The following is a 13,355-nucleotide window of genomic DNA, read 5'->3' as shown; positions in this document are numbered from 1 at the left end:
TCAGCCGTTGATCGAAGGTCCGGCCTCGTGGCCCAGCCACTCCTCGATCAGGCGGCGGGCGATGGAGTCGCGGCGCGGCATGAAGAAGGAACCGTCCTTCGGGAGGTTCTCGGTGCGCAACTCGTCGCGGCTCATCCAGCGTGCGCTTTCGAGCTCGGATTCGTTGACGCTGAAGTCCATCGACTCGGCCTCGGCATGGAAGCCGATCATCACCGACGCCGGGAACGGCCAGGGCTGGGACGAGCGATAGATCACGTCCTTCACCTTGACCTTAACTTCCTCGTAGACCTCGCGGGCGACGGCATCCTCGAAGCTCTCGCCGGGCTCGACGAAGCCCGCCAGGGTCGAGTGCATGCCGCGCGGGAAATGCTTGCCGCGGCCCAGCAGGCACTTGTCGCCGTGATGGACCAGCATGATCACCGCCGGATCGGTCCGCGGGAAGGTCTCGGTCTTGCAGTTCTCGTTGGTGCACATGCGCACGTGGCCGCCGCGCGTCACCTTGGTGGTGGCGCCGCAGACGCCGCAATAGCGATGGCGGCGGTGCCAGTAGGTCATGCCGCGGGCGTAGGCGAGGATCGAGCCCTCGCGCGCGAACAGCAGCGGGCCGACCTGGCGCAGGTCGACGAACTCGCCCAGATCCTTCAGCGGCACGTCCTTGCCGGTGACGTCGACCGCGAAATAGGGCGTGCCCTCGACATAGCCCAGGAAGATCTGGACGTCGCTCGAATTGGCGATCGCGCGACCCATCATGCCCTGGAGGAAGACCGCTTCGGGATTGCCGCCGGTCTTCACCAGGTTCTTCTCGGTGTCGATCGGCACGAAGCGGGCGGCCCCCGAGGAGGCGAGTTCGATCATCCGTTCATCGTTCTCGCGCTCATGGCTGGCACGGTCGATTTCGGCGCTGGAATAGGGATTTCTTGGATTTCTCATAGGCCGCGGACCGTGCCACAGGGCCGCCCGCGCCGCAATTGGCTCACGCGGCCAGCGCGCGCTCGAGCACCTGTGCCACGTGTATCGCCTGACGGTCCGACCCGTCGGCGATCTGGTGCCGGCACGAGGTGCCGTCGGCCACGACGAGGGTTGCCGCGTCGGCCTTGCGGACCGCCGGCAGCAGCGACAGCTCGGCCATGGCGATCGAGGTCTCGTAATGCTCGGCCTCGTAGCCGAAGCTGCCGGCCATGCCGCAGCAGCTCGACTCGATGGGCGTCACCGCGAGATCGGGCACGAGCGAGAGCACCTCCTGCACGGCACTCATGGCGCCGAAGGCCTTCTGGTGGCAGTGGCCGTGGAGCAGCGCGGTCTTCTCCGACAGCGGCTGGAGCGCCAGTTCGAGGCGCCCCGCCTTCTTCTCGCGTGCCAGGAACTCCTCGAACAGCATGGCATGGGCGGCGACCAGTTCGGCATCCTCGCCGAGGCCCAGCGCCAGGAACTCGTCGCGCAGGGTGAACAGGCAGGATGGTTCCAGGCCGATGATCGGCACGCCCTTCTGCGCGAAGGGCCTGAGCGCGTTCAGCGTGCGCAACGCCTCTCCCCTCGCCCGCTCGACCTGACCGGTCGCCAGATAGGTGCGGCCGCAGCACAGAGCCGGCGCGCCGAGGGTCGGCCAGGCGACGGCCACGCGATGGCCCGCCGCGGTCAGCACCCGGCGGGCGGCGTGCAGGATCTCGGGCTCGAAATTGTTCGAGAAGGTGTCGGCGAAGATCACCACGGTGGCGTCGTTGTCGTCGACCTCGGTGGTCGACAGGAACGTGTCGCCGCGCCACTGCGGCAGGCGCCGCTGCTTGGCGAAGCCGAGATAGGACTGCACGAACCAGGCCGCGTTGAAAAGCCAGGGCATGCGGCGGGCATACGGCGCCATCGATGGCGTGGCGCCGATCAGCCTGTCGCGCCAGCTCAAGCCCTTGGCCATGCGGCGCGCCGACTTCACCTCGATCTTCATACGCGCCATGTCGACCCCGGTCGGACAGTCGCGCTTGCAGCCCTTGCAACTCACGCAGAGGTCCATCGCCGCCGCCACTGCGTCGGAGCGCAAGCCCTCGGAACCAAGCTGGCCGGACAGCGCGAGGCGCAGCGTGTTGGCGCGGCCGCGCGTCAGATGCTTCTCGTCGCGCGTCACGCGGAAGGACGGGCACATCGTGCCGGCGTCGAACTTCCGGCAATGGCCGTTGTTGTTACACATCTCCGCGGCCTTCGCGAAGCCGCCGGCGAGGTCGCCGCCGGTGCCGGGCGCGGTCGAGATCTCGGTGACCGGATCGGTCTGGACATTCCACGCCGACCAGTCGAGCACCGGCTCATACTTGAGCGACTCGTATCCCGGCTTGAAGCGGAACAGGGAACGGTCGTCCATGCGCGAGGGCCGCACGATCTTGCCGGGGTTCAGGATGTTCTCGGGATCGAACAGGTCCTTGACCGTCTCGAACGCCTTGTTGAGCCGCGGCCCGAACTGCCACGCCACCCATTCCGAGCGCACCAGCCCGTCGCCATGCTCGCCCGAGAAGGCGCCCTTGTATTCGCGCACCAGCGCCGAGGCCTCCTCGGCGATCGCGCGCATCTTCTCGGCACCGTCCCGGCGCATGTCGAGGATCGGCCGCACATGAAGCGTGCCGACCGAGGCATGGGCGTACCAGGTGCCCCTGGTGCCGTGCTTGCCGAACACGTCGGTCAGGCGCTGCGTGTAATCGGCAAGATGTTCGAGCGGAACGGCGCAATCCTCGATGAAGGAGACCGGCTTACCGTCGCCCTTCATCGACATCATGATGTTGAGGCCGGCCTTGCGGACTTCCCACAGCTCCGACTGCGGCCTGGGCTCCGGCATCTCCACGACGCTGCCCGGCATGCCGAGATCGGCCATCAGCTCGACGAGCCGCGCCAGATCGCGCAGCTGATCCGCGCGCTCCTCGCCCGCGAACTCGACGAGCAGGATGGCCTCGGGCTGGCCGATCAGCGCCCGCTCGATCACCGGCCGGAAGGCGGGATTGGCGCGCGCCAGCTCGATCATCGTGCGGTCGACCAGCTCCACGGCGGCCGGCTTCAGCTTCACGATGTGCTGGGCGCTGTCCATCGCCTTGTAGAAGCTCGGAAAGTTCACGACGCCCAGCGTCTTGTGCTTCGGTAGCGGCACCAGGTTGAGCGTGAGCCGCTCGGTCACCGCCAGCGTGCCCTCGCTGCCGACCAGCAGGTGCGCGAGGTTCACCGAATTGTCGGTCGTGTAGGGCCGCTCCGACTGCGGGAAGAAGATGTCGAGATTGTAACCACCGACCCGGCGCAGCACGTGAGGGTACATGCGCTCGATCTCGGCGCGCTCGGCGAAGGCCAGCTCCGCAACCTTATCCGCGATGGCGCGCACGCCGGGGGGCATGTCCTCCGGCCGCGTCGACCCGAACCGGGCGCGCTGGCCGTTGGCCAGCAGCGCGTCGATCGAGGCGACGTTGTGCACCATGTTGCCGTAGCGGATCGAGCGCGACCCGCAGGAATTGTTGCCGGCCATGCCGCCCAAGGTGCATTGCGCCGAGGTCGAGACGTCGACGGGATACCAAAGCCCGTGCGGCTTCAGCCAAGCATTGAGATGGTCGAGCACCATGCCCGGCTGGACCGTCACCTGCCGCTTGGCCTTGTCGAAGCCCACCACCTCGCGGAGGTACTTCGAACAATCGATGACCAGCGCCTCGCCCACCGTCTGGCCGCACTGCGACGTGCCGGCGCCGCGCGGAAGGATTGCCGCCTTGGCGTCGCGCGCCACGTCGACAGCCAAAGCCAGGTCGGCTTCGTCGCGCGGAATCACGACGCCCACCGGCTCGACCTGGTAGATCGACGCGTCGGTCGAATAGCGCCCGCGCGAGGCCCGGTCGAACAGGACCTCCCCCTTGAGGCTGCGCCGCAGATTCTGTTCGAGCTTGCTCATATCCGAGGCGATCCCAGAGCGCGGACACTGCCCGCATGAAGGTGAAGCGAAAGGTCCCTCACTTCGTTCGGGATGACAGGGTCTCCTGCGTCATCACACTGCGACAGCGCCGAAAATGCCGTCATCCCGAACGAAGTGAGGGACCCTTGAATGACGGGTCGTTCAGCCATCTCGTTCGCCCCCATTCGCTCCCGCATCCGACCCACCTCTCCCTCCCCGCGCTCCGCGCGGGTCCCCTCCCTCTCGCCCTGCGTGAAACGCGGGCGGAGAGGGCATACAGAGGAGCGTTGAAATCATGAGGTGGGTTTCTCCATCCTCAGTCGAGCTTGACGCCGGCCGCCGCGACGACCTTCTGCCACTTCTCGATTTCGGTGCGGATGCGCTTGGCGAACTCGGCCGGTGTTTCGCCGCCGACCTGCGCCAGCTGCTCCTTCCAGATGGCCTGCAGCTTGGGCGCCGCGAGCGCCTTGACGATCTCGGCATACATGCGCTCGACGATCGGCTTCGGCGTCCCCTTGATCGCCCAAACCCCGTACCAGGTCGACACGATCCAGGCCGGCACGCCGATCTCGGCCGCGGTCGGCATGTCGGGGAATTCCGGCACGCGCTTCTCCGTGGCAACCGCGAGCCCGCGCAGCTTGCCGGCCTTGATCTGCTGCGCCGAGGTGCCCATGCCGTCGAACATCATGTCGGCATTGCCGGCCAGAAGGTCCTGCATCGCCGGACCGGCGCCGCGATAGGGCACATGAACGATCTCGGTCTTGGTCTCGAGCTTGAACAGCTCGCCCGCCAGATGATGCGCCGTGCCAGTGCCGGCCGAGGCATAGTTCAGCTTGTTCGGGTTGGCCTTCAGGTAGGCGATGAACTCGGCCGCGGTCTTGGCGGGCACCTTGTTCGGGTTGATCGAGATCACCTGGGGTACCAGCGCGATCATGGTGATCGGCTCGAAGTTCTTCTCGAGATCGTAATCGAGGGTCTTGTAGACCGACGGCGCGATCGTGTGATGGATCGCTCCCACGAAGAAGGTCTGGCCATCGGGCTTCATCTTGGCCGCCTGCGAGGCGCCCACCGTGCCGCCCGCACCGCCCTTGTTGTCGATCAGGATCTGCACGCCGAGCTGCTCGCCGACCTGCGCCGCCAGCGGACGGGCGAAGACGTCGGTGCCGCCGCCGGCCGGAAACGGATTGACCCAGGTGATCGGGCCGGACGGCCAGCCTTGCTGGGCGCGGGCCACGGCCGGCGCGGCCAGGGTGGCGGCGAGGCCGAGCTGGAGGGCCCGGCGGCGCGAAGTCTTGGTCGTTGTCGTCATGGCAGTTTTCCTCCCAGAAGGTTCTTGTCGTCCTTGTTTTCCATGGAATCGAGCACGGCCTGCTGCTTGGCGCGCAGGTGCCCCACGAGCAGGTCACGTAGCGCAGCGCCATCCCGCGCCGCAAGCGCCTCGATCATCGCGCGATGTTCGGCGACCGCCTGATCCCATTTGCCGGGATTGAGATTCGACCGGAATCTGAGGGCATGCAGCCGTGCGTTGAGCGTGCGGTAGGTCTGCTCGAGCACGGCGTTATCCGCGAGGGCGTTCAGCCGGTCATGGATCAGCCGATTGATCCGGTAGTAGGCCGGCAAGTCCTGCCCTGCGTGGGCTGCCTCCATTTCCTCCTGCAGCGCCGTCAGATGGGCAATGTCGGCGTCCGTGACCCGTGCCACGGCGAGTTCGCCCGCGAGGCCTTCCAGCGCGCCCATCACCTCGAAGGCGCCGCGCACGTCGGCGGGCGACAGAGCCACCACCTGGGCGCCCCGGTTGGGCAGCTGCACCAGGAGGCCGTCTGCAGCAAGCATGCGGAACGCCTCGCGCAGCGGCGTGCGCGACACGCCCAGCCGTTCGCTGAGTTCCCGCTCGTTCAGCTTGGCGCCCGGCGCCAGGTCGCCTTCGATGATGAGCGCGCGCAGCCGTTCGGCCGCCGCCTCGGGCAGCGTCGAACGGGCAATCGGGAGAGCCGAACCATCCATCACTGGACTCACTCTGGCATATTGTATACAAAATGCAACAGCCAAGCGAGAGGAACCCCAGATGCGCCTGAACTCACACCCCGCCGGACGTCACTTCCTACAAATTCCCGGTCCGACCAACGTTCCGGACCGCATTCTTCGCGCGATGGATTATCCGACGATCGATCACCGGGGCCCCGAGTTCAATGCGCTGGCCAAGAAGGTCCTTCGCTCCGTCCGGCAGGTTTTCCAGACAAAACAACCGGTTATCGTCTTTCCCGCATCTGGAACCGGAGCTTGGGAAGCGGCCCTCGTGAACACCCTGTCGCCCGGCGACCTGGTGCTGATGTGGGAGACCGGCCACTTCGCCTCTCTCTGGAAGAAGATGGCTGACAAGCTTGGAATCACATCGGAATTCATGGGCGGCGACTGGCGCAAGCCGGCCGATCCCGCGGCCATCGAGAAGCGCCTGAAGGAAGACACCGGGCACACGATCAAGGCCGTCTGCATCGTCCACAACGAGACCTCGACCGGTGTGGTGAGCGACATCTCCGCCGTCCGACAGGCCATCGACGCCGCGAAGCACCCTGCCCTGCTGCTGGTCGACACGATCTCCTCGCTGGGCTCGATCGACTATCGCCACGATGCCTGGGGCGTCGACGTGACGGTGGCGGGCTCGCAGAAGGGTCTGATGCTGCCGCCCGGTCTGTCCTTCAATGCCGTGAGCGAGAAGGCGATCGAGGCCTCGAAGTCCTCGAAGATGGTGAAGGCCTTCTGGAACTGGGACGAGATGCTGGTGGCCAACGCCAACGGCTGGTTTCCCTACACGCCCGCCACCAACCTGCTCTATGGCCTGAGCGAAGCCTGCGACATGCTGCTGGAGGAAGGGCTCGACGCGGTGTTCGCGCGCCACGCCCGCCACGCCGAGGCGACGCGCACCGCCGTCACGGCCTGGGGTCTCGAGATCCTGTGCAGCGACCCCAAGGCCTATTCGGGTTCGCTGACCGCAATCGTCATGCCCGAGGGCCACGATGCCGATGCCTTCCGCAAGGTCGCGCTGGAGAACTTCAACATGTCGCTGGGCCAAGGTCTCACCAAGGTCGCGGGCAAGGTGTTCCGCATCGGCCATCTCGGCGACTTCAACGACCTGATGCTGATGGGCACCCTGTCCGGCGTCGAGATGGCGCTGGGCCTCGCCCAGGTGCCGCACAAGGCCGGCGGCGCCCAGGCCGCCCTCACCTACCTCCGCGACACCGCACCCGGTGCCCGCAATGCCTGATCCGGCGGCCGAGCGGATACGTCTCTACGTCACACCGGCCTCACCCTGGGTCCGGCGTGTCAGGGTCTGTATCGAGGAGCTCGGTATCTCCGACCGCTTCGACTACGTCCAGACGAAGTGGCCGCACGCCTGGGGCACGCGGACCGTCGAGATGCCCGCCGACTTCGTGGCTGCAACGCCGGTCGTGCGCATCCCGGCGCTCGTCGCCGGCGAGGTGACACTGACCGACTCCCACTCGATCATCGACTTTCTCGACGGCACGTTGGGCAACCATCGCCTCCTCGCCGCCGACGGACCCGAACGATGGCGTGCGCTCGAGATCAATGCTCTGGCCTGCGCCATCCTCGAGGCACAGATCATGCGCCGCGCGGAACTGCTGCGAACCGGTGCCGATCGGTCGGACGATTTCATCGCCAAGATGCGCGACCGCGGGCTGCGCTGCTTCGCGGCGCTGGATAAGAAAATGTCGCCGTTCACCGACATTTTCGATCTGGCCCGGATCACGACGGCGGTCGCCTGCGGCTACGACGAATGGCGCTACGGACCGGGCTGGCGCGAGGCTGCCCCAAGCCTCGCCGCCTGGTACGACACCGTCGCGCGACGCCCCTCCATGACGGCGACCGAACCGGCCGAGACGCCGCAGCGCTAACCCGGGATCGAGAGCGGTCCGGGATCGCCGCCAACGGGTCGCCGCAGGCAGGCGACGTGGTGGCCGGGAGCCACCTCCAGCAACGGCGGGTCGGTGACGCGGCATTCGGCCGTCGCATAGATGCAGCGCGTGTGGAAGTGGCAGCCGGGTGGCGGCCTGGCCGGGCTCGGGACGTCGCCCTGCACGATTTTCTTCCGCAATCCGCGGCGCTTGGGATCGGGCGCGGTCGCGGCCGACAGCAGGGCCTCGGTATAGGGATGCAGCGGCTGCGTGAAGAGCGTGCGCTTGTCCGTCAGCTCGACGATGCGGCCGAGATACATCACGGCGATGCGGTGGCTGATGTGCCGCATGACGGCGAGGTCATGGCTGATGAAGAGATAGGCGAGCCCGTATTCCTCCTGCAGGTCGATCAGCAGGTTCAGCACCTGCGCCTGCACCGACACGTCGAGCGCCGAGACCGGCTCGTCGGCCACGATCACGTCGGGATTGACCGACAGCGCCTTGGCGATGCCGAGCCGCTGGCGCTGGCCTCCGGAGAATTCATGGGCGTATTTGCGCATCGCCTCGGGCCGCAGGCCGACGCGACGGAACAGCTGTGCCACCTGCTCGTCGCGCGCCGCGCCCCTTGCGATGCCGAAATTCTCCAGCGGCTCGCCCACGATCGTGCCCGAGGGCAGGCGCGGGTTCATCGAGGAGTACGGGTCCTGGAAGATCGTCTGGATGCGCCGGCGATGGGTCCACATCGCGCCGGGCTTGAGGGCGGTCACGTCCTCCCCGGCCAGCACGATCCTGCCGGCGGTGGGCTCGATCAGCTTGAGCACGACCTTGCCGATCGTGGACTTGCCGCAGCCCGATTCGCCCACCAGGCCGAGCGTCTCGCCGCGGCGGATCGTGAAAGTGACGCCGTCCACGGCCCTCACCGCGCCGACCTGGCGCTGCAACAGGCCGCCATGGATCGGGAAGTGCTTTACCAGGCCGTCGACCTGAAGGACGGGCGCGTCGCTCATGCCGCCCTCCGCACGCGCTCGACTTCCCAGCAGGCCACGAGATGGCCCCCACCGGCATCGACCAGAGGCGGCCTCTCGCTGCGGCAGCGGTCGGTGGCGAAGCCGCAGCGCGGCGCGAAGGCGCAGCCAATGATCGGTTGGGTCAGGATCGGCACGAGGCCGGGAATCTCCTGCAGGCGCGGCCGCGTGCCGGCGGCATCCGCCTCGACGTCGAGCCGCGGGATCGCCCGCATCAGGCCGCGCGTGTAGGGATGCAGCGGCTCCTCGAACAGCGCCTCCACGGATGCCTGCTCTACCTTGCGGCCGGCATACATGACCACCACCCGCTCGGTCGTCTCGGCCACGACGCCGAGATCGTGGGTGATGAGCACGATCGCCGTACCCGTCTTCTCCTTGAGCTCGATCATCAGGTCGAGGATCTGCGCCTGGATGGTGACGTCGAGCGCCGTCGTCGGCTCGTCGGCGATCAGCACCTGCGGATCGCAGGACAGTGCCATCGCGATCATGACCCTCTGGCGCATGCCGCCCGAAAGCTGGTGGGGATACTCGTCGAGCCGGCGGCGCGCGTCGGCGATCCGCACCAGGTCGAGCATCTCGAAGGCCCGCTCGCGCCCCTGCTTCCAGGAAACACCGAGATGGCGCACGACATTCTCGGCGATCTGGGTGCCGACGGTGAGCACCGGGTTGAGGCTGGTCATCGGCTCCTGGAAGATCATCGAGATACGATGACCGCGCAGCCGCTTCATCTCCTCCTCGGAGAGAGTCGTGAGTTCCTCGCCCTCGAATTTGATCGAACCCGAAGCGATGCGGCCGGTCTCCGGCGGGATCAGCCGCAGGATCGACATTGCCGTTACCGACTTGCCGCAGCCCGATTCGCCCACGATGCCCAGCGTCTCGCCTCGGGCAACATGGAACGACACGCCATCGACGGCGCGCACCACGCCGTCGAGCGTGCTGAACTGCGTGTGCAGGTCTCGGACCTCGAGGATGGGAGCCGGATCGGCGCTCACAGCCGCCTCGCCAGTCGCGGGTCGAGCCGGTCGCGCAGGCCGTCACCCAGGAGGTTCACCGCCAGCACGGTGACGGCAAGGAAGGCGCCCGGAATCATGATGGTCCAGGGCGCTATCTGAAAGAAGGTACGGCCCTGGGCGATGATGTTGCCCCAGCTCGGAACCTCCGGCGGCACGCCCGCCCCGAGGAAACTCAGGCTGGCTTCGATCAGCATCGCCGAGGCACAGACATAGGTCGACTGGACGATGAGCGGCGCCAGCGTGTTGGGCAGGATGTGGCGCGTGAGCAGCTTCCAGTTCTTCGTACCGCCCGCGATGGCGCTTTCGATGTAGGGCTGGGAGCGGATCGACAGCACGACCGCACGCACCACCCGCACGATGCGCGGCACTTCGGGGATCACGATGGCGACGATCACGATGCCGAGCCCCGGCCGCGCCAGGGTGATCAGCGCAATCGCGAGCAGGATCGACGGAATCGCCATCAGCCCGTCCATGATGCGCATGACGATGGCGTCGATCCTGCGGAAGTAACCACAGGCCAGGCCGAGGGCCAGCCCGAGGATGCTGGCGAAAGCCGCGACAGACAGGCCGACGAGCAGCGATACGCGGGCGCCGTAGACCGTGCGCGAGAAGATGTCTCGACCGAACTGGTCGGTGCCGAACCACCAGCGCTCCGACGGCGGCCGCAGCCGGTTGACCGGCGCGATCTTGAAGGGATCGCTGGTGGCGATGACCGGCGCGAAGACCGCCATGACGATCAGGATCGCCAGCAGCACCGCGCCGATGGCGATCGTGGGATTGCGCCGGACGGCGCTCCACAGCGAGAACTGCCGGGTGGGCGGCAGGGCGAGATCGTCTGCGACGACGGCCATGTCAGTACCGGATCCGCGGGTCGAGGAAGGCGTAGGAGATGTCGATCACCAGGTTCACCAGCACCTTGGCGCCGGCAAATACGAGGATCAGCCCCTGTACCACCGGATAGTCGCGCTTCAGGACAGCGTCCACGGTGAGGCGGCCAAGGCCCGGTATGTTGAACACGGTTTCCGTGATGACCACGCCCGAGATCAGGAGCGCGATGCCGATGCCGATCACGGTGATGATCGGCACGGCCGCGTTCTTGAGCGCATGCAGCAGCAACACGCGGTCGGTCGCGAGCCCCTTGGAATTGGCCGTCCGGATATAGTCCTGCGCCAGCACCTCGAGCATCGATGCGCGCGTGATGCGGGCGATCAGCGCCATGTAGGTGATGCCGAGGGCCACCGACGGCAGGATCAGGCTCTCGACGAACGGCCAGAGCCCTTCCCGGATCGGCTGGTAGCCCTGGACGGGCAGGAGCTGCCACTGCACGGCGAAGAAGTAGATCAGGATGTAGGCCAGGACGAAGCCCGGCATGGCAAAGCCCAGCACGGCAAAGCCCATGACCAGGCGGTCGACCAGCTTGCGCGCTTTCCAGGCCGCGACCACGCCGATGGGAATGGCCAGCGCCACCGCCACGAAAAGCGTCGAGAGGGTGAGCGCCGCGGTCGGCTCGAGACGTTGCGCGATCAGGCGCGTCACGGGCATGTTCGAAAAGATCGAGACGCCCATGTCCCCTTGTAGAAGCTGCGTCGTCCAGACGAAGAGCTGCTCGACCATCGGCCTGTCGAGGCCGAGCTTGGCCCGGACGGCGGCGATCGCTTCGGCGGTCGCATCCTCGCCGGCGATGATCGCCGCCGGATCGCCCGGCGCGAAGCGCAACAGGAAGAAGACGAACAACGCCACCACCGCCATCACCGGCAGGGTGGCGAAGAGGCGGCGGACGATATAGGCGGTCACGACGAGGCCTTGCCCAACTCAGGCAAGGCCCCTCCGCGCGCGACGGCTACGCATACTCGATACGCCATTATTTCTTGGTAATCCCCCAGAGCACGGCGAGACCCGTGTTCGGCACGATACCGTCGATCTTGTCGGCGCGGTAGGCGAGCGGCGTGTCCCATTGGCCGAACGGGATGTACACGACCTGCTCCATCGCCCGGCCCTGCAGCTCGTTGGCGATCTTCTTCCGCTCCTCCTCGGTCTGCGCCATGCCGAAGGCGTTACGCAGCTCCTCGATCTTGGCGTCGCAGGGCCAGCCGAACAGGCCCTTCTCGCAGGCCGCGCCGATCCAGGTGTGCAGCACGGGATTGGCCGAACCGACGCCGCCCGACGTCGTGACGAAGATGTTCCAGCCGCCCTGGGCCGGCGGATCCTTCTTGGCGCGGCGTGTGACCACCGAGCCCCAGTCCATCGACTGCGCGTCGACGTTGATGCCGGCTTCGCGCATCGCCTGGATGAGCACCTGGGTCGCCGGTGTGATCGTGGCATGATCGGTTGCCGACAGGACGGTGATCGGCTCGCCCTTGTAGCCCGCCTCCTTGAGGAGCTGCAGGGCCTTCTTGGGATTGTACTCCTTCATCCACTCGCGACCGGCGGCGCTCTCGTAGGGTCCGCCGCAGGTGAGGAGCGCCGGGCAGACCTTGTAGTATTTCGGATTGCCGACGATGGCGCGCAGGAAGTCCTCCTGGTTGATCAGGTAGTACATCGCCTGCCGTGCCTTCACGTTGTTGAACGGCGGCTGCAGGTGGTTGAGACGGATGAAGCCCTGGGTGCTGTCGATCTTTCCGGTCTTCAACAGCTTCACGCCGCGGGCCTTCTCCAGCATCGGCAGGAAGTCGTTGGGCGGGGCCTCGTAGAAGTCGATCTCGCCGTTGACCAAGGCAGACATCGCCGTCTGCGGATCGGAAATCCAGACCAGCTCGATGCGGTCGACGCCCGGAATCTTGGCCCCCGCGAAGGAAGACGGCGCCTCGGTGCGCGGCTGGTAGTCCTTGTTCTTGAGGTAGACGGCCTTGCTGCCGGGCACCCACTGGTCCTTGGCGAAGATGTACGGGCCGGAGCCGACCGACTCCTTGACCTGGGTCTGCGGATCGGTGAGCGCGTCCTTCTCGCGCATGATGGCCGCGATCGAGCTGCCGCTCTTGCCGAGCGATTCGAGCACCATGCCGTACGGCTCCTTCAGCACCATCGTGAAGGTCTTGTCGTCGACCGGCTCCATCTTGGTCACGAAGCCCATGAGGCGCTGGCCGACGCCATCCTTGGCCCCCCACCGCTTCAGCGAGGCGATGACGTCCTTGGTCGTGACGGGCGAGCCGTCGTGGAATTTGAGCCCGTCGCGCAGGGTGAAGGTGTAGGTGAGCTTGTCGGGGCTGACCTCGTACTTGCCCACCATCTGGGGCTGCGGCTTCTGATCGGCGTCGTTGCCGAACAGCGTGTCGTAGACCAGCGCACCATGGATGTTGGCGATCGTCTGGGTCGTCCAGACCGGATCGATGACACGCACGTCGGCGTGCATCACGGCCTTGAGGACTTTCTCCTGCGCGTGTGCCGGCGCCTGGACCGCGGCGAAGGGCAGCGCCAGCGCGAGCGCGCCCGCGAAGACTCGGTTGAACATTTTGAACACTCCCTTACTCCCCGCAGAGAGTATGCAAAGCAGTGTTCCGATTTGTCC

At 66.7% G+C, this 13,355-nt stretch carries 11 protein-coding genes; 2 read left to right on the top strand and 9 right to left on the bottom strand.

Annotation, left to right across the window (positions count from 1 at the left end; translation table 11 throughout):
- The 4 genes from nudC to ACO07K_RS06120 form a co-directional block, all read right to left on the bottom strand.
- Positions 1 to 855 (bottom strand): NAD(+) diphosphatase, encoded by an 855-nt coding sequence (gene nudC / locus ACO07K_RS06135; protein ID WP_422035015.1) that lies wholly within the window; start codon positions 853 to 855, stop codon positions 1 to 3.
- A gap of 118 nt (positions 856 to 973) precedes the next feature.
- Positions 974 to 3,901 (bottom strand): FAD-binding and (Fe-S)-binding domain-containing protein, encoded by a 2,928-nt coding sequence (locus tag ACO07K_RS06130; RefSeq protein ID WP_422035014.1) that lies wholly within the window; start codon positions 3,899 to 3,901, stop codon positions 974 to 976.
- 316 nt (positions 3,902 to 4,217) lie between these two features.
- Positions 4,218 to 5,210 (bottom strand): Bug family tripartite tricarboxylate transporter substrate binding protein, encoded by a 993-nt coding sequence (locus ACO07K_RS06125; RefSeq protein WP_422035013.1) that lies wholly within the window; start codon positions 5,208 to 5,210, stop codon positions 4,218 to 4,220.
- Positions 5,207 to 5,950, bottom strand: coding sequence for a GntR family transcriptional regulator (locus ACO07K_RS06120; protein WP_422035012.1), 744 nt, complete (start codon positions 5,948 to 5,950; stop codon positions 5,207 to 5,209). The genes ACO07K_RS06125 and ACO07K_RS06120 overlap by 4 nt, the downstream gene beginning before the upstream one ends.
- Before the next feature lie 16 nt (positions 5,951 to 5,966).
- Here ACO07K_RS06120 and ACO07K_RS06115 point away from each other — a divergent pair, with 16 nt between their 5' ends.
- Positions 5,967 to 7,163: a pyridoxal-phosphate-dependent aminotransferase family protein gene (locus tag ACO07K_RS06115; RefSeq protein ID WP_422035011.1), complete on the top strand. Its 1,197-nt coding sequence runs from the start codon at positions 5,967 to 5,969 to the stop codon at positions 7,161 to 7,163.
- On the top strand, positions 7,156 to 7,812 hold the full coding sequence (locus tag ACO07K_RS06110) for a glutathione S-transferase family protein (protein WP_422035010.1): 657 nt from the start codon (positions 7,156 to 7,158) through the stop codon (positions 7,810 to 7,812). Before ACO07K_RS06115 ends, ACO07K_RS06110 begins: the two co-directional genes overlap by 8 nt.
- On the opposite strand, the gene ACO07K_RS06105 is transcribed toward ACO07K_RS06110, so the two are convergent.
- From ACO07K_RS06105 to ACO07K_RS06085, 5 genes are all read right to left on the bottom strand, one after another.
- On the bottom strand, positions 7,809 to 8,819 hold the full coding sequence (locus ACO07K_RS06105; RefSeq protein WP_422035009.1) for an ABC transporter ATP-binding protein: 1,011 nt from the start codon (positions 8,817 to 8,819) through the stop codon (positions 7,809 to 7,811). The genes ACO07K_RS06110 and ACO07K_RS06105 overlap by 4 nt on opposite strands.
- On the bottom strand, positions 8,816 to 9,829 hold the full coding sequence (locus ACO07K_RS06100) for an ABC transporter ATP-binding protein (RefSeq protein ID WP_422035008.1): 1,014 nt from the start codon (positions 9,827 to 9,829) through the stop codon (positions 8,816 to 8,818). Before ACO07K_RS06100 ends, ACO07K_RS06105 begins: the two co-directional genes overlap by 4 nt.
- Entirely contained in the window at positions 9,826 to 10,701 is an 876-nt protein-coding gene (locus ACO07K_RS06095; protein WP_422035007.1) for an ABC transporter permease, read from the bottom strand. The genes ACO07K_RS06100 and ACO07K_RS06095 overlap by 4 nt, the downstream gene beginning before the upstream one ends.
- Position 10,702: 1 nt before the next feature.
- A complete protein-coding gene (locus ACO07K_RS06090) occupies positions 10,703 to 11,644 on the bottom strand; it encodes an ABC transporter permease (protein ID WP_422035006.1) in 942 nt (313 codons plus the stop codon).
- A gap of 67 nt (positions 11,645 to 11,711) precedes the next feature.
- A complete protein-coding gene (locus ACO07K_RS06085) occupies positions 11,712 to 13,298 on the bottom strand; it encodes an ABC transporter substrate-binding protein (RefSeq protein WP_422035005.1) in 1,587 nt (528 codons plus the stop codon).
- Positions 13,299 to 13,355: the final 57 nt, after the last annotated feature.

This window comes from Reyranella sp. (assembly GCF_965228225.1).
Lineage (GTDB): Bacteria > Pseudomonadota > Alphaproteobacteria > Reyranellales > Reyranellaceae > Reyranella.
Note: the sequence above shows the minus strand (reverse complement) of the source record. Positions and strands in the feature narration are given on the sequence as shown.